Origin of the sequence: Microbacterium sp. lyk4-40-TSB-66 (assembly GCF_030209475.1) — a bacterium.
Taxonomy (GTDB): domain Bacteria; phylum Actinomycetota; class Actinomycetes; order Actinomycetales; family Microbacteriaceae; genus Microbacterium.
This window is the reverse complement of record NZ_JARVRW010000001.1, coordinates 363,811-379,438: the sequence shown is the minus strand read 5'-3', so window position 1 is coordinate 379,438 and position 15,628 is coordinate 363,811. Positions and strand designations below refer to the sequence as shown.

Sequence of the window (15,628 nt, the reverse complement as noted above, 5' to 3'; positions counted from 1 at the left end):
TCAGGACGCCGCGGCGGTGAGCTGGTCGTGGCGCGGGGCCAGGTCGGGGCGGAGGCGCGTTCCGAACTCGTGCCGCAGCGCGCTGAGCGCCGCCTGCCAGCCCGCGAGGCCGTGCACGCCCGGGCCGGGACTCGTCGACGACGAGCAGAGGTAGACGCCCTTCATGGGCGTGCGCCACGGATCGGGGCTGTACACCGGTCGCCCGAGCAGCTGAGTGAGGGTCGGCGCGCCCGCGGAGATGTCTCCCCCCGGGAAGTTCGGGTTCCACGCCTCGACGTCCACCGCCGTTCTCGAGGCGGTGGCGAGGATGGTATCGCGGAAGCCCGGGGCGAAGCGCTCGATCTGCGCGACGACGGCGGCCTCGCGGTCGGCGGGGCTACCCGCCGGAACGTGCGTATACGCCCAGAACACGTGCTTGCCCTCGGGCGCGCGCGTCGGGTCGAACAACGTCGGCTGCGCGGCCAGCACATACGGCGCATCGGGCAGGTCCCCGCGCGCGACGGCGTTCTCGGCGGCGGCGATCTCGGCTCGGGTTCCACCCAGGTGCACGGTCCCCGCTCGCGCGATGTCGGCATTCGTCCAGGGCACGGGCTCCGACAGCGCGAAGTCGACCTTGGCGACACCGCCCCCGTAGCGGAAGCGTTGCAACGCACGACGGTAGGCCGCCGGCATCCGTTCCCCCGCCAGGGCGATGAGGGCCCGCGGAGTCGTGTCGAGCAGCACCGCGCGGGCGGGCGGGAGCTCGTCGAGCGAGCTCACCTCGATCCCGGCGTGCAGCACTCCCCCGTGCGCCCGGATGTCGGCGATCATGGCGTCGGCGATCGACTGGCTGCCACCGACCGGGATCGGCCACCCCCGACCGTGCCCGTACGTGGCGAGCACGAGTCCCGCGCCCCCGGCGGCGAGGCTCGGCTGATGCAGGATCGTGTGGGCGGAGACGCCGGTGATCAGGCTCGGAGCGACCTCTTCACGAAAGCGCGCGTTCCACCAGGGTCCCCCCTGCTCGAGAGCCCGGATGCCGAAGAAGAACGCCGCGAGCGGGTCACCCGGCACGCGCAGCAGTGCATTGCCGGTGAAGTCGGCGACGCCGCGCAGATGCTCGACGAGTGGTCGCATGAGGCGTTCGTAGGCCGGTCCGTCGACGCCGAGGCCCGCTGCCGCCCGAGCGAGGTCGCGGAAGGCGAGACCCGCCCGGCCCCCGTCGAGCGGGTGCGCGTAGGAGATCTCGGGGACGGTCAGGCGGATGCGGCGGTCGAGGCCGAACTCGCGGAAGAACCACGACTCCAGAGCCAGCGGGTGCACGGCCGATCCCACGTCGTGGCGGAACCCCGGCAGCGTGAGCTCCGCCGTCGAGGATGCTCCCCCGAAGGTCGCGGACCGCTCGTACACCGCGACCGACAATCCCGATCGCGCGAGCGTGACGGCCGCGGCCAGACCGTTCGGGCCCGAACCGACGATGATCGCGTCGTAGCTCTCGCTCATCGCTCGATCGGCTCCTTCTCGGCCGTGGACTCGTGCCCGATGGCGCCGGCACCGCCGTCGGTTCCGGGCGCCCCTCCCTCGGCGAGGTAGGCGAGGCGATGCAGCGTCTCGGCGTTGCGCCATCGCGTGATCGCGTCGAACACCGTGTCGGGGAGGATCTTGGTGGGCCCCGTGACGGGCTCCTCCTGAATGCGCACGACGCAGGCGTCGCCGCGTGGCTTGACGTCGATCGCGACACGGGCGATCCCAATGGGTCCGCCGTGCGGCTCCATCACCGCGCGGTGGGGCGGGTCCCATACGCGCATGACGGTGGTGTCGTTGACCAGCAGGGGCCACGAGCCGAAGGAGTGGTGCAGCGTCGCCCCCGGGGTGGGCCAGGCGTCGCCGACGTCGCGCATGCGCGAGGTGCCGACGACCCACAGCGGGTACAGCCACCCGTTCGCGAGGACGCGGAACACGTCGTCGGGCGTGCAGTGCATCAGGCGGACGTTACGGGCCATGGACTGTCCTCCTCGTCGGTGCGGTCTGATGGATGCCGTGACTCGGCCGCCCCGACACCGCCCACGCTACGGCCCGTCGACGCCCCCGGTCGCGGAGGTTGCGCCCCGACGCGCGGCCGGGTAGCGCGTCCGGGAGGGAATCACTCTGCGGCCGGGAGGACGAACCACGCGCGCGTGCCGCCCGTCGGCGAGACGTCGAGGCCGATCGTCCCGCCGTGCGCATCCACGATGCGACGGCAGGTGGCCAGACCGATGCCGATGCCCTGCACCTCGGACCCGTGTCCGCGCTGCATCGGTTCGAACAGGCGATCGCGCAGCTCCGGGGCGACGGCGTCGCCGTTGTCGTCGACGCAGACGCGCCACCCGTCGGGCAGCTTCTCCACGCTCACCCGGATGACGGGGACCCTCTCGGCCGCCGTGGTGAACTTCACCGCGTTGGCGATGAGATTCTGCAGCAGCACGCGCAGCAGGGTGCCGTCGGCGCGGACGAAGGTAGACGCGTCGACGGACACCCGCGCTCGCGTGCGAACGACCGCACCGTCGAGGTCTTCCAACACGGCATCCACCGTGTCGGCCACGTCGACGTCGGTGAGGTGCGGTCGCGTGCCGCCGATGCGCGCGAAATCCAACAGGTCGCTCACCATCGTCGTCATGCGCGTGGCGGCGGCTTCCGCGCGGGCGAGGGATCGCGCAGCACGCGGCGCCTGGCCCATCTCGGGGCTGTCGGCGGCCAATTCGAGGAAGCCGGCCAACGCCGTGAGCGGGTTGCGCAGATCGTGGCTCACCTGCGCCGCGAAATCCTCGAGCAGCGCGTTCGACTGCAGCAGATCCCGCTGGACGCGGCGCAGCTCGAGGACGTCGATGACCTGCCTCGCGAGCAGGTCCAGACCGTGCGCCGCGGCATCCGAGAGCCCACCCACCTCCGTGTCGAACACGCAGAGTGTGCCGATGGCGACCCCCGTCGGGGTGATGAGAGGACTCGACGCGTAGAAGCGTGTCAACGCGATCTCGCCCGTGACGAACGGGTTCTCGGCGAAGCGCCCATCGAGGCGGGCGTCGGACACGACGACGCGGCGCGGGTCCGAGATCACCGCCGCGCACATGGAGTCCTCCCGCGCGCACGACGCCGCCTGCACCCCGATCGCGGCGATCTGATGCTGCATCCGGTCGTCGATGATGTTGATCACCGCCGTCGGCACACGGCACACCGTCGCAGCGAGCTCGACGAGGCCCTGGAGGTCGGGTTCGGGGGGTTCGCCGATCACGCCGTACTGCGCGATCGCCTCCCGCCGGGTCACATCCTGTGCCGTCGACACGTCATCCCCTCGCGGTCGTCCTCTTCGTGAGCCTAACGGTCCCGGTACACCGTCCGCGGCGGATCGGAAAGGGGCTCGCGCGCGTGGGCCGGATCGCGGAGAGTCGGCGCATGAGCACCCCCGCGTTCCCCCCGACACCGTCCGAGCCCGTCGCGCCCACCCCCGCCGAGCCGACAGCGCCCACCCCGGCCGAACCCACGGTCCCCCTCCCGCCCGAGACGGCGCCGTCACCCTCGTCGGAGGATGCCGCGTCCCCGTCGGACGACGACACCACCGGCGTGGGCTCCGCGGAGATGGATGCTGACAACGCGGTCGAACAAGACGTGATCGACTCCGTCGACCCCGGCGGTAGCCCTGAGTGACGACCCCGCGAGACGAAGAGAGGGCGGAGCCGGTCGGCTCCGCCCTCTCTTCGTCAGGTGGGGATCACGGGTTGCCGCGGGTCCACAGCAGCAGGATCGCCACGGCCTGGAGCACGAGGCACCCGGCGAGGATCGCGACCCGCCGGCGCGGTGTCGACGACCACCGCTCGTCTCCGAGCAGGGGCGCCATGGGCATGAGCAGACGGAAGGTGCTCTGCTGCGGCAGGAACACGGCGAGGATGTACACGCCGTAGCTGAAGCCGTAGGCGACGACCATGAGGCCGAGCTTGCGCACCGGTCGCGACCACATCAGGGCGAGGAAGGCGACGATGAGCGCGACGACCAGGATGATGCCCACGACGCCCAGATGGGTTCCGGCCTGACGGAACCACGGGGTGAACGGGGTGAACTCGTCGTTGCCGACGTAGTCGAGCCACCAGCCGAGTTCGGTGCGGATGTACGCGTTGTGCGTGCCGGTGATGTACTGCGCGATGTGGTTCCACGACAGCCCCGTCACCGCGATGGCCAGACCGGAGGCCATCAACGGCGCCCACTGCTTCATCGGGAACGGGTCGACCTTGCGGCGGAAGAAGCGCACGAGGAACACGATGCCCAGGGCCAGTCCGAGGGCGAGCACGCCGGGTCGCGTGTACGCGGTGATGACGCCGATCGGAAGGATCCACAGGTAGCGGCGTTTGATGGCCAGCAGCATGCCGGCGAACATCAGCAGCATGAACAGGCCTTCGCTGTAGCCGATCACGAAGAGGAACGACATGGGCGCGAAGGAGAAGAACACCACCGCCCACCAGGCCGGCTGGGGCTTGGTGATGGTGCGCATGAGCACGAACAGCAACCACGTCGCGCCGAGGCTCGCACCGAGGCTCAGCAGCACCGAGACGGGCTGCCAGCCGAGACCCGTCGCGCCCGAGATGACACGGATCAGGGTGGGGAAGACGGGGAGGAACGCCCAGTTGTTCGGCAGGATGTCGCCCGAGACGTTCATCGGGAGCGACATCGGGTAGCCCTCGGCCGCGATCTGCCCGTAGCGGTCGGCGTCCCACCCGGTCAGGTAGTCGAAGAACGTGCCGAGGCGCTCGCCGTCGGGACCGAAACCCCACCGCGCGGCCTTCGCGATCGAGTAGTAGCCCCACAGCATCCCGAAGTTGACCACGCGCGCCACGGCCCACAGCAGCAGGATGCGCGTGAAGGCGCCGCGCTCGATCGGGACGATGCCCTCGGGCTTGCGCAGCACATCGTGGCCGTACTGACGCAGGGCGCGCCCGATGCGCGAATCGCGGAGGCGATCGATGCGACGCGGCGGTGCGATGACACGCGAAGGACGCGTCGGGGAGACAAGCTCGCTCGGCGGTGCGCTCACTCGGAACCTTTCACAAGGGAAGATGTGGGCGAGTGACGACGGTGTCGGGGCCCGGATAAGTGCAGGAAACCAGATGGTACCGGATGGAAATGTGCGTTCCATCCCGTTGACTTTCAGGGAAACCCCCTGGTCAGTGGGTGTCTCCGACGAGCTTCAGGCCGATGACGCAGCCGACGAGGCCCAGTACGAGGAGCACTTTCACCACCGAGATCGCCTCGGCGCCCGTGACCATCGCCACCACCACGGTCAGCGCCGCGCCGATTCCCACCCACACGGCGTAGGCGGTACCGGTGGGGATGTCGCGCATCGCGAAGGCGAGGCCGCCCATGGACAGCACCAGGGCCGCACCGAAGATCACGCTCGGCCAGAGCTTCGTGAAACCCTCCGACCGGCCGAGGGCGGTGGCCCACACGGCCTCGAGGACGCCGGAGAGGATGAGGATGATCCACGACATGACTGTGCTCCTTGGCCAGTCTTGTCGCTGTCCGGGTACTGATCCCTCGTCCGGTGACGCGGCTGCGCGTCCGGTGACCACGCTAGCGAACGCACCTGGGCAGCGCCCGTGCACGGTCGCCGGGGCACGGCATCCGGGATCAGATGAGGAAGATGGATGCCGCGCCGGGGTTGTGGGCGTGGACGAGCACGCCGAAGACGACCGCGTCGAACAACAGGTGCACCGTGACGACGTACCAGAGCGAGCGGGTCTTGAGGAAGAGGAACCCCTGGACGATGGCGAAGGGGATCGTCAGCAGTGGACCCCACGCCTGATAACCCAGCTCCCAAAGGAACGACACGAACACGATCGCCTGGAGCAGGTTGGCGGTGAGATCGGGGAAGTGCCGGCGCAACAGCACGAAGACCGTGCAGATGAAGAACAGCTCGTCCCAGATGCCGACGGCACCGACGCCGACGAACAGGCGTGCGATGAGATCGGGGGTGTTCACGACGGGCCAGTTCATGTAGACGCCCGAGGTGATGAAGTAGAACGGCAGGATCAGGTAGCCGAGCACGATGACGCCGGCCAGCCACGTCCACTGCCACCACGTCCAGCGCCCCCCGCCGCGCCACGGGAAACGGATCGCGTAATCGCGGTAGACGAACCGCGAGACGACGTAGGGCACCACCACGGCGCCGCCGAGCGCGAGCGTGAAGCGGACGAAGGCGGCGTTGTCGAGCTCGGCCTGCAGGGGGATCAGGCTGACGATGAACTGCCCGAGCGCGATCAGCGAGACGTCGCGGGCGATGCTGGGCTCCTCACCGCGCGCGAGCGGCACCCCGGCGCGACGGTCGACGAGCACCCCGGAGGCCACGGCGAGCGCGAGGAGCACCCACCCCAGCCAGACGACCTGCACGACGAAGAGCACGGGAGCGGCCAGGCACACCAGCAGCGCCGGGATCAGCTTCGGCGTCCAGGTGGAGCGCTCGCGTACGGGAACCGCGGTGTGGGCGGTCATGGCGAGACCCGCGTGTACGTGAGGTCGCGGATGTCGCGCCCGACGCGCAGACCCTTGTTCTCGAAGGCGGTGAGCACACGACCCGCGAAGCGTTCCGCCCACTCCCCCGCGAACGCCCGCTCGAAACCGGGCGCCGCGTCCAGTACGTCGCGCATCTGGTCGGCGTAGTCCTGCCAGTCGGTGGCCAGGCGCAGGACGCCGCCGGGCCGGAGCGCCTGCGCGGCGATGCGGGCGAAGTCGGGGGCGACGAGACGACGCTTCGTGTGCTTGTTCTTGTGCCACGGGTCGGGGAAGAACACCCAGAGCTCGTCGACGGATGCCGCGGGCAGCAGGTGTTCGAGGGCCTCGGGCGCGTTCGCCTCGACGAGGCGGAGGTTCCTCACGCCGTCGCGGTCGGCGTCGAGCATCGTCCGCGCGAGTCCGGCCGTGAACACCTCGACGGCGAGGAAGTCGCTGTCGGGATCGGCGGCGGCGGCGGAGACGATCTGGTGCCCCTGTCCGGACCCGATCTCCACGACCAGCCGCGCGCGGCGGCCGTAGACCTCTTCGACGTCGACGGCCGTTCCGGCCTTGACGCTCGTCGTCGCGGCCGCGCGCTCGACGGGGAGCAGGTAGAACGGCGACAGCTCGGCCCAGGCGCGATCCTGGGCCTCGGACATGCGGCCGCTGCGACGCACGAACGACACCGGCTTGTCGCGGAAGACGGGCGCGGCATCCATGTCGTCCAGGCTAGGCGAGCCCTCGGGGGTGTGCCGCACGGGCACCTTGCGACCGCTCACGGGACGGTCACGAAGTCGATGAGCTCTTCGACACGGCCGAGCAGGGCCGGCTCGAGGTCGCGGAAGGTGGTGACCTTCGACAGGATGTGCTGCCACGCGCGAGCCGTGTCTGCTTGCTCCTCGGCGGGCCAGCCGAGGGCGCGGCACACGCCGACCTTCCACTCGATTCCGCGCGGCACCTCGGGCCACGCGGCGATGCCGAGGGCGCGGGGCGTGACGCACTGCCACACGTCGACGAAGGGGTGGCCGACGATCCTCACGTGGGCGCCGTGGCGACCCCGGGCGATCTTCTCGGCGATGCGCGACTCCTTGGAGTTCGGCACGAGGTGGTCCACCAGCACGCCGTAGCGACGCTCGGGGGTAGGGGGTTCGGCATCCAGTCTCTCTTCGAGGAGGTCCACACCCTCGAGGAACTCGACCACGACGCCCTCGGCCCGCAGGTCCGCGCCCCAGACCTTCTCGACGAGTTCGGCGTCGTGCTTGCCCTCGACGAAGATGCGGCTGGCGCGCGCGGTGCGCGCCCGCTGATCGGCGGCGACGAACGATCCGGATGCCGTGCGGGTGCGCCCCTTGGCGGCGGGGGCCGGAGCGGTGAGCACCGCCGGCGCACCGTCGACGAGGAAGCCTCCCCCGAGCGGGAACAGGCGGCGCTTGCCGAAACGGTCCTCGAGTTCGACGTTCATGCCGTCGACGCGGGTCACCGCTCCGACGTATCCGTCGCCGGCGACCTCGACGACCAGGTCGGTGGATGCCGCGATCTGCGCCGGCTTCTTCCGTCCGGCGTCGCGCCAGCCGCGGGCGAGCACATCGGTGCCGTAGCGGTCGTCCATCTGTACCTCCGAACGCACGAGCCTAGGCGGCGGTGGGGTGCGCCCGCAGCGGACTCGCCGATCCGTGCACGTGTGCCACCCGGATGTCGGAGGTCGTTTGTAGGGTGGGACAGTCCGGCGACCGAAGGGGGAAGCATGCGAAGGCCCACGGCGGTACACGTGCTGACCACGCTGTTGTTCGTGTTCGTCGGCGTGCTGAGCGCCCCGCTGAGCGCCGGCGCGGTCCCCCCGCCGTCATTGGGCTCCAGCTACGTGATCGATCGAGCCGACGTCCTGACCGACGCCGAAGAGGCTTCCGTCCAGAGCCGCATGGTGGCGCTGCGCGACCAGACCGGGCTCGACCTCTGGGTCGTGTACGTGCCCGAGTTCACCGACCCGCCGGGGGCCGCCGACTGGGCGAACGAGACGGCCAACCGCAACGGCCTGAGTGCAGATCAGTACGTGCTCGCCATCGCCATCAGCGGCGACACCTTCGCCTTCTACCTCTCGGGCGACGCAGAAGACGGCGTGCTGTCCGCCGCACAGCTCGGCGAGATCGAGCAGAACCGCGTAGAGCCCGCCCTCGAGGCCGGCGACGACGCGGGCGCGGCCATCTTGGCAGCAGACGGGATCCGCGCCGCGCACACCGAGGCCGGCGGGAGCAAGCCCGCTCCTCCCCCCACGCCCGCGGGCTCCGGCGGCCCCGCGCTCGGTCCCGTCATCCTCGTCGGACTCCTGCTGCTGGCCATCGCGATCGGTCTGGTGTGGTTCGCGCTGCGCCGTCGGAAGCGGGCCGCCGACGGCACCGCGAACGCTCCGACCGAGAGCATCGACGACCTGTCGCGGCGGGCCGGCTCGGCGCTGGTCGCCACCGACGACGCCGTCAAGACCAGCGAGCAGGAGCTCGGCTTCGCCCGCGCCCAGTTCGGCGACGAGGCCGCGGCGCCGTTCACCGCGGTGCTGACGCAGGCGAAGGCCGACCTCGACCGGGCGTTCTCCCTCCAGCAGCAGCTCGACGACGATGTGCCCGAGACCCCCGAGCAGCAGGGCGCCGCGTACACCGAGATCATCCGCCTGTGCACGAGCGCCGACGAGGCACTGGATGCCAAGGCCGCGGCCTTCGACGAGCTCCGCGCCCTCGAGGCCGACGCTCCGGCGGCCCTCGCGTCCACGCGGGAGCGGTACGCGGCGGCCGACGCCGCCCTTGCGACGGCGGCGGCCGACCTCGCCCGGCTGCGCGAGCGCTTCGCCGACGACGCCCTCGAGGCCGTCGCCGACAACCCCGGGCAGGCGCGGGAGCGTCTCGACCTCGGTGCCGCGCAGTCCCTCGCGGCCGAGACCGCGCTGAACGAAGGCCGCACCGGCGAGGCCGCCGTGGCGATCCGCGCCGCGCAGGCCGCCGTCGCCCAGGCCGAGACCCTCGAACGCGCCATCGTGACGCGGGGCGCCGACCTCGCCGAGGCCCAGGAGCGCGCCGCGGCCCTCGTCGCCGAGATCGAGGGCGATCTTGCAGCGGCCGCACGTCTCCCCGACCCCGACGGACGCGTCGCCGCCGCCGCGACCTCGGCGCGCACCCGACTCGACGCCGCCCGCGCTTCCCTGGGCGGGGCGCGCACCAACCCGCTGGCGGCGGTCGACACTCTGCAGCAGGCGAACACCACGATCGACACCGTCCTCGACGCGGTCCGCGATGAGACCGAGCGACGTCGGCGCGCCGAGACCCAGCTCGACGCCACGCTCGCGCAAGCGCGTGCCCAGGTCTCCGCGACCGAGGACTTCATCTCGGCGCGGCGGGGAGCCGTCGGGCCCACCCCGCGCACGCGCCTCGCCGAGGCCGGCGCCGCGGTCGTGCAGGCGCAGCAGCTGCGCGCGACCGACCCCGTGGCCGCCCTCGCGACCGCCCAGCGCGCGGCTCGGCTGGCCGCAGAGGCCGCCTCGCTCGCTCAGAACGAGGTCGGCGCCTTCGGCGGCGGGGGCGGCTTCGGCGGCACGGGCGGAGGCGGCGGCGGCATGATGGGTGCCATCCTCGGCGGCATCGCGGTCGACGCCCTGCTCGGCGGCGGGCAGCGACGCGGCGGCTTCGGCGGCGGCGGGCTCGGGAGCCTGGGCGGCCTGGGCGGCGGCTTCGGCGGCGGCGGCAGCGGGCGCTCACGCGGCGGAGGCTTCGGTGGAGGCTTCTCCGGCGGGGGTCGCAGTCGCGCCGGTGGAGGCGGCGGCTTCTCCGGCGGCGGTCGCAGCCGCGCCGGCGGGGGAAGCGGCAGACGCCGCTAGTCCACCCCTCGCGGGCACCCCGCCCGATCACAGAGAATTCGTAGCATCCGCCACCAGACTCGACATCGTCGCCCTCAGGAAGGAACACCCCGCATGGCCAAGCAGTCCATCTTCGGTCGCATCTCGACCCTCGTCCGCGCGAACATCAATTCGCTCCTCGACCAGGCCGAGGACCCGCAGAAGATGCTCGACCAGCTCGTCCGCGATTACTCGAACTCGATCGCCGACGCCGAATCGGCGATCGCCGAGACGATCGGAAACCTGCGCCTGCTCGAGCGCGACCACCAGGAAGACGTGCAGGCCGCGGCCGAGTGGGGCAACAAGGCCCTCGCCGCCAGCCGCAAGGGCGACGAGCTCCGCGCCTCCGGTAACGCCGGCGAAGCCGACAAGTTCGACAACCTCGCCAAGATCGCCCTCCAGCGCCAGATCACGGCCGAGGGCGAGGCGAAGGCGGCGGCTCCCACCATCGCCGCCCAGACCGAGGTCGTCGACAAGCTCAAAGACGGCCTCAACGGCATGAAGGGCAAGCTCGAGCAGCTCCGCGCGAAGCGCAACGAGCTCACCGCTCGCGCCAAGGTCGCCGAGGCGCAGAACAAGGTGCACGACGCCGTCAAGTCGATCGACGTGCTCGACCCCACCAGCGAACTCGGCCGCTTCGAAGACAAGATCCGTCGCGAGGAGGCCCTGGCCGCGGGCAAGCAGGAGCTCGCCGCTTCGAGCATCGACGCCCAGTTCAACGCGCTCGACGACGTCGGCGAGCTCACCGAGGTCGAGGCGCGACTGGCCGCCCTCAAGGTCGGCGGGCCTCAGCGTGCCGCGATCGACGCACCCAGCCCCGACCAGGTCTGACACCCTCGTGAGTGCATCGCCCGTTCGTCCGGGCGGTGCACTCACGTCTTGCGCGGAGGAGCACCCGTGACCCGATTCATCGTCGCCCCGCAATGGCAGGGGTCGTCGTCGTCACGCGCCATGCAGCTGATCGACGGCGCCGAGGCGATCGCGGGAGACCTGCCGCGCAGCTCGACCACCGTGCTCGACGTGCCCACCGAGGCGGGCGACGCCCAGGGGACGAGCGTGCACCGCCTCAGCGCGCTGGTGCGCATGCGCGAGCGCATCGAAGACGCCGTCCGCGCATCCGGCGAGCCCGCGATCGTCGTGGGCGGCGACTGCGGAGTCGCGCTCGGGGCGCTCACGCCCGTCGCCGGAGATGATCTCGCGGTGGTGTGGATCGACGCGCACGCCGACCTCAACATCCCCGCGACCTCCCCCAGTGGTGCGTTCCACGGCATGGTGCTGCGCGCGATCACCGGCGAGGGAGAGAGCCTCCTGCGCCTCGAGCCCGGGATCCCTCCCGCGCGCCTCGTGCTGGCGGGCACACGCTCCCTGGATGCCGAGGAGCAGCGCTTCATCGAGCAGCACGACGTTCGGGTCGTCGCCCCGAGTGAGATGGCCGACCCCGACGTGCTCGCCGATGCGGTGGTCGCGACCGGCGCGACCCGCGTCTACGTCCACGTCGACCTCGACGTGCTCGACCCCGCCGAGATGACGGGCGTCGCCCTGCCCGAGCCCTTCGGGTCGCGAACGATCGACGTCGTGGCATCCATCCGACGGCTGCGGGAGAGACTCCCCCTCGCCGGTGCGACGCTGACGGAGTTCTCGCCGGCATCGCCCGAGGCCGCCGTCGACGACCTCGGTACGATCCTGCGGGTCGTGGGAGCTCTCGCGTGAGCCCGATCCCCCGACCTCCGGCCGGATGGCGCGAGCGCGCGGACCGCGCGGTCGCCTGCGGGCAACGGTTCGACCGCTTCATCCCGGCCGTGCTGCTCGACTCGCCGCTCAGCAGGATCGGCTACTGGTACGGCTGCGCGGTCGGCTGGACCTGGGGGTCTCTCTGGAGCACCGGCCGTGTCGAGAAGCGCGCGGGGCTGTGGGTCTTCCGCGGGCTTCCGTCGTGGGCGTTCCCCCGCGGCGGCGTGTGCGTGGGTGCCTGCTTCCTGACCGGCGATGACCGCCCGACCGACACGGTGCTCGGGCACGAGGCCGTGCACCGGCGCCAGTGGCGCCGCTACGGCTTCCTCATGCCGGTGCTGTACGCGCTGGCGGGGCGCGATCCCCTCCGCAACCGCTTCGAGATCGAGGCGGGCCTCGTCGAGGGCAACTACGTGCCGCGCGGCAGCTGAGGGTCTCGGCGATACGACTCGCGGCGAGAGGATGCTCAACGACTGAGCGATGCCTCCGCGTCGCCGCTTCGGCCGGATCAGTCCACGAGTGGACGTCCGCGGGAACAGGTTCGACGCAACGGCCCCGCTGCGCGGGCGACCCGGGGAACGCCGCGGTCAGCGCGCGGTCGCGAGACCGAAGCGCTCGGGGGTGTGGATGGCCAGGGCGTCGACACCGTGGCGGTTCATCAGGTCGTCGACGATCTCGGCCGTGCCGAGGTAGCCGCCCAGCAGCACGACACGGGTCGCGTCGTCGTCCGCGCAGAGCATCTCTCCGGCCCAGCCCGAGACGGCGCGTGCGAGCGCCTCTCCGGGGGCGCATCCACGACCCGTGCCGGGGGCACCGGCGCGGCGGGAGCGGTCGAGCCAGGTCAGCGTCATGCGCGCCGGGGCGGCGACGGAACCCATCCACGACTCGTCGGGGACCTCGATGAACACGCGTCCGGTCGAGCAGATCGGCAGCGTGGCCAGCAGCGTCTCGAGCTCGACGAGCGAGGTCTCGTCGGCCGTCACGAGATGCTGCACACGCGTGTGCCGCGAGGCCCGGCAGGCGGCGGCATTGTGCTCGGTGGACGCGGTCATGATGGCATCCACTATACCCGGGGAGAAGGGTTGCCTAACCTGAGTTCATGCCCTGTATCTCGATGTCGAGGTGGTGGCCGGGCGCGAGCCGTGGCCGCCGGGCGTGCCTCGACGCGGGACGTCGATCGCCCGCCGCGGGAGACCGTCGCCGGGCGCGACGGCTCAGACGACCAGCAGCTCCCGCAGTCGGCGCAACTCGTCGTCGGTCACGCCGTGCGCGAGCAGGTACCCGGCCGGCGAGCCGTACTCGCGATCGAGGCGTTCGAGCAGGGCGCGCATGACCGGCGCGGGAGACCGTGTCGCCAGATCCTCCGCGTGCACGGCGCGCGGGTGCAGGGCGCGGATCGCGCGCAGCACGGCGGCGTTGCGCTCGGGAGGCAGCAGTTCCTCGGTGCGGGCGTAATCCGCGATCACGGCCTCGCGGTCGACTCCGGCCGCGTCGAGGGTGATGGCGACGGTGACGCCCGTGCGGTCCTTGCCGACGGTGCAGTGCACGAGCACGGGCTGGGTGCCCAGGATGCCGCGGACCACCGCGACGACCCGGTCGGCGGAGTCCTCGACGATGGCGGCGTACAGGGCGTCGAGGCTCAGGTCGTTCGTGAAGAACGAGGCGACGGAGCCGAGGAAGAGCGGTTCGTGCTGCACGTCGACGGCGAGGTCGTCCAATCGGCTCGGAGCGTGGGCCACCTCCGCGTCGTCACGCAGGTCGATGATCCGCCGGATGCCGAGCCGACGAAGCGTCCGCACACCGGCGTCGTCGACGGCGACGAGATTGCCCGACCGGTACAGCACCCCCTCGCGTGTGCGTCCGTCGCCGGCGGGCAGTCCGCCGACATCGCGGAAGTTCGTCGCGCCCGAGACCAACGACGCGGTCACGCGTCGTGTCCGGGATGCTCGTGGGGCGCGGCGACGGCTGAGCGCGGCGGTACCGGGTAGCGGCCGGCGATCGCCACGCGGTTGAACGCGTTGATGGCCACGAGCACCCAGCTGAGGGCGACGTACTCCCGCTCGCTCAGGATGCCGCCCGCCTGGTCGTAGACGTCATCGGGGATGCCGTCCTCGTGGATGAAGGTGAACGATTCGGTCAGCTCGAGCGCTGCGCGTTCGCGTTCGTCGAAGACGCCCGACTCCCGCCACGTCGCGATCTGCGCGATGACGTCGGCGTCGAGTCCCGCCTTCACCGCCGCCTCGACGTGAACGCGCACGCAGAAGGCGCAGCCGTTGAGCTGCGACGCGTGGATCTGCACGATCTCGCGCAGCCGGGCGTCGAGCCCGGCGTCGGCGGCGAGCCGGCCGACCGTGGTGGAGAACGACCGCAATGCCGCGTACGCCTCGGGGGCCTTCTTCGACAGGTGCACGCGTTCCTCGGCCATGGCCACAGCCTATGGGCCCTCGTACGCGCACGGGCCGGGTGTCCGAGGGTCGCGGCCTCGGCACCCGACACGCCCCCGACGGCCGGAAGAGCCCCCTCTCGGGGGCTCGACGGCACGGCGGCGGCGTCGTCCTCCGACGCGGTGACAGGCTGGGACCATGCCCGAGCTCGACGAGTTCTCTTTCCTGCCCGCGCAGTCCGCTTCCCTCGGTCGTGCTGCGCCGGTGGTGCGCCGCGTCGATGTGACGCTCTCCGACGGTCGCTCCCTCAGCGGTCTCCGGTGGGGCGACGCACCCCCGCGCGTGACCCTCCTGCACGGCGCCGGACTCAACGCCCACACCTGGGACACGACGCTGCTGCATCTCGGCGCGCCGGCCCTGGCGATCGATCTGCCCGGCCACGGCGATTCGTCCTGGCGCGACGACGCCGCCTACGTCGCCCGTGTCCTCGCGCCCGAAGTCGTGGCGGCCATCGAGGCGTGGAGCGACCGGCCGCAGATGCTCGTGGGACACTCGCTCGGCGGACTCACCGCGGCGGCTGTCGCGGCATCGCGGCCCGATCTGGTGTCGCAACTCGTGATCGTCGACATCACCCCCGGCGTCGACCCCAGCGCGGGGCCCGCGCAGATCAGAGCCTTCTTCGCCGGCCCGACCGACTGGGCCACACGCGACGAACTCGTCGACCGCGCGCTCTCGTTCGGTCTCGGCGGTACGCGCGAGGCCGCGACGCGCGGCGTCTTCCTCAACTCCCGCGTGAGACCCGACGGACGGGTGGAGTGGAAGCACCACTTCGCCCACCTCGCGGCCGCGGCGGCCAACGCGGGCGCCGACACGACGACCCCCGACGCCGTGCGGGCGGTGCTGGCGACCACGGGCTGGGACGACATCGCCGACGTGGCCCGTCCGACCACCCTCATCCGCGGCGAGCGCGGTTTCGTCACGGCTGCGGATGCCGAGGAGTTCACGCGTCGCGTCCCGGGCGCCGAGGTGCGCACCCTCGCCACCGGCCACAACGCGCAGGAAGAGGATCCCGGCGCTCTCGCCGCGCTCCTCGCCGACGCCCTGACGAAGGACCGCACGCCGGCGGACGACTGAAGACGAGCCC

General features: G+C 71.6%; 17 protein-coding genes and 1 riboswitch. Of the genes, 6 read left to right on the top strand and 11 right to left on the bottom strand.

Translation table 11 applies throughout. The features are described 5' to 3' along the window. The 3 genes from QRO03_RS01660 to QRO03_RS01650 form a co-directional block, all read right to left on the bottom strand. A complete protein-coding gene (locus QRO03_RS01660; RefSeq protein ID WP_285135783.1) occupies window positions 1–1,482 on the bottom strand; it encodes a phytoene desaturase family protein in 1,482 nt (493 codons plus the stop codon). Beyond that, entirely contained in the window at window positions 1,479–1,982 is a 504-nt protein-coding gene (locus QRO03_RS01655) for an SRPBCC family protein (RefSeq protein ID WP_285135782.1), read from the bottom strand. Before QRO03_RS01655 ends, QRO03_RS01660 begins: the two co-directional genes overlap by 4 nt. 140 nt (window positions 1,983–2,122) lie before the next feature. Further along, a complete protein-coding gene (locus tag QRO03_RS01650) occupies window positions 2,123–3,298 on the bottom strand; it encodes a sensor histidine kinase (protein ID WP_285135781.1) in 1,176 nt (391 codons plus the stop codon). A gap of 110 nt (window positions 3,299–3,408) precedes the next feature. Here QRO03_RS01650 and QRO03_RS01645 point away from each other — a divergent pair, with 110 nt between their 5' ends. After that, a complete protein-coding gene (locus QRO03_RS01645) occupies window positions 3,409–3,660 on the top strand; it encodes a hypothetical protein (RefSeq protein WP_285135780.1) in 252 nt (83 codons plus the stop codon). A gap of 64 nt (window positions 3,661–3,724) precedes the next feature. Here the strand turns inward: QRO03_RS01645 and QRO03_RS01640 are convergent, their stop codons facing one another. The 5 genes from QRO03_RS01640 to QRO03_RS01620 all read right to left on the bottom strand — a co-directional run bounded on the left by QRO03_RS01640 (window position 3,725) and on the right by QRO03_RS01620 (window position 8,101). Then, complete coding sequence (locus tag QRO03_RS01640) at window positions 3,725–5,038, bottom strand: hypothetical protein (protein ID WP_285135779.1); 1,314 nt, start codon at window positions 5,036–5,038, stop codon at window positions 3,725–3,727. A gap of 130 nt (window positions 5,039–5,168) precedes the next feature. After that, window positions 5,169–5,492 (bottom strand): DMT family transporter, encoded by a 324-nt coding sequence (locus QRO03_RS01635; RefSeq protein WP_285135778.1) that lies wholly within the window; start codon window positions 5,490–5,492, stop codon window positions 5,169–5,171. Between the two features lie 10 nt (window positions 5,493–5,502). Beyond that, window positions 5,503–5,567, bottom strand: a riboswitch (guanidine-III (ykkC-III) riboswitch). 64 nt (window positions 5,568–5,631) lie between these two features. Next, complete coding sequence (locus QRO03_RS01630) at window positions 5,632–6,492, bottom strand: CPBP family intramembrane glutamic endopeptidase (protein WP_285135777.1); 861 nt, start codon at window positions 6,490–6,492, stop codon at window positions 5,632–5,634. After that, the gene (gene trmB, locus QRO03_RS01625) at window positions 6,489–7,211 is read right to left on the bottom strand and encodes a tRNA (guanosine(46)-N7)-methyltransferase TrmB (RefSeq protein WP_285135776.1); all 723 of its coding nucleotides are present in this window, start codon (window positions 7,209–7,211) and stop codon (window positions 6,489–6,491) included. Before trmB ends, QRO03_RS01630 begins: the two co-directional genes overlap by 4 nt. A gap of 56 nt (window positions 7,212–7,267) precedes the next feature. Further along, window positions 7,268–8,101 carry a DUF3097 domain-containing protein gene (locus QRO03_RS01620; RefSeq protein WP_285135775.1) on the bottom strand — a complete coding sequence of 278 codons (834 nt, stop codon included), beginning with the start codon at window positions 8,099–8,101 and terminating at the stop codon, window positions 7,268–7,270. A 135-nt stretch (window positions 8,102–8,236) separates the two neighbouring features. On the opposite strand from QRO03_RS01620, the gene QRO03_RS01615 reads away from it, so the two are divergent. From QRO03_RS01615 to QRO03_RS01600, 4 genes are all read left to right on the top strand, one after another. Beyond that, window positions 8,237–10,351: a TPM domain-containing protein gene (locus tag QRO03_RS01615; protein ID WP_285135774.1), complete on the top strand. Its 2,115-nt coding sequence runs from the start codon at window positions 8,237–8,239 to the stop codon at window positions 10,349–10,351. 93 nt (window positions 10,352–10,444) lie between these two features. Next, window positions 10,445–11,200: a PspA/IM30 family protein gene (locus QRO03_RS01610; protein ID WP_285135773.1), complete on the top strand. Its 756-nt coding sequence runs from the start codon at window positions 10,445–10,447 to the stop codon at window positions 11,198–11,200. Window positions 11,201–11,266: 66 nt separating this feature from the next. Continuing rightward, complete coding sequence (locus QRO03_RS01605) at window positions 11,267–12,079, top strand: arginase family protein (protein ID WP_285135772.1); 813 nt, start codon at window positions 11,267–11,269, stop codon at window positions 12,077–12,079. Then, window positions 12,076–12,531, top strand: a complete 456-nt coding sequence (locus QRO03_RS01600) for a Fe-S oxidoreductase (protein WP_285135771.1) — start codon at window positions 12,076–12,078, stop codon at window positions 12,529–12,531. Before QRO03_RS01605 ends, QRO03_RS01600 begins: the two co-directional genes overlap by 4 nt. A gap of 156 nt (window positions 12,532–12,687) precedes the next feature. Here the strand turns inward: QRO03_RS01600 and QRO03_RS01595 are convergent, their stop codons facing one another. The 3 genes from QRO03_RS01595 to QRO03_RS01585 form a co-directional block, all read right to left on the bottom strand. Further along, entirely contained in the window at window positions 12,688–13,152 is a 465-nt protein-coding gene (locus QRO03_RS01595; RefSeq protein WP_285135770.1) for an SIP domain-containing protein, read from the bottom strand. Window positions 13,153–13,314: 162 nt separating this feature from the next. Further along, complete coding sequence (locus QRO03_RS01590; RefSeq protein WP_285135769.1) at window positions 13,315–14,028, bottom strand: tyrosine-protein phosphatase; 714 nt, start codon at window positions 14,026–14,028, stop codon at window positions 13,315–13,317. Beyond that, complete coding sequence (locus QRO03_RS01585) at window positions 14,025–14,525, bottom strand: carboxymuconolactone decarboxylase family protein (protein WP_285135768.1); 501 nt, start codon at window positions 14,523–14,525, stop codon at window positions 14,025–14,027. Before QRO03_RS01585 ends, QRO03_RS01590 begins: the two co-directional genes overlap by 4 nt. A gap of 157 nt (window positions 14,526–14,682) precedes the next feature. Here QRO03_RS01585 and QRO03_RS01580 point away from each other — a divergent pair, with 157 nt between their 5' ends. Beyond that, window positions 14,683–15,618 (top strand): alpha/beta fold hydrolase, encoded by a 936-nt coding sequence (locus QRO03_RS01580; protein WP_285135767.1) that lies wholly within the window; start codon window positions 14,683–14,685, stop codon window positions 15,616–15,618. Window positions 15,619–15,628: the final 10 nt, after the last annotated feature.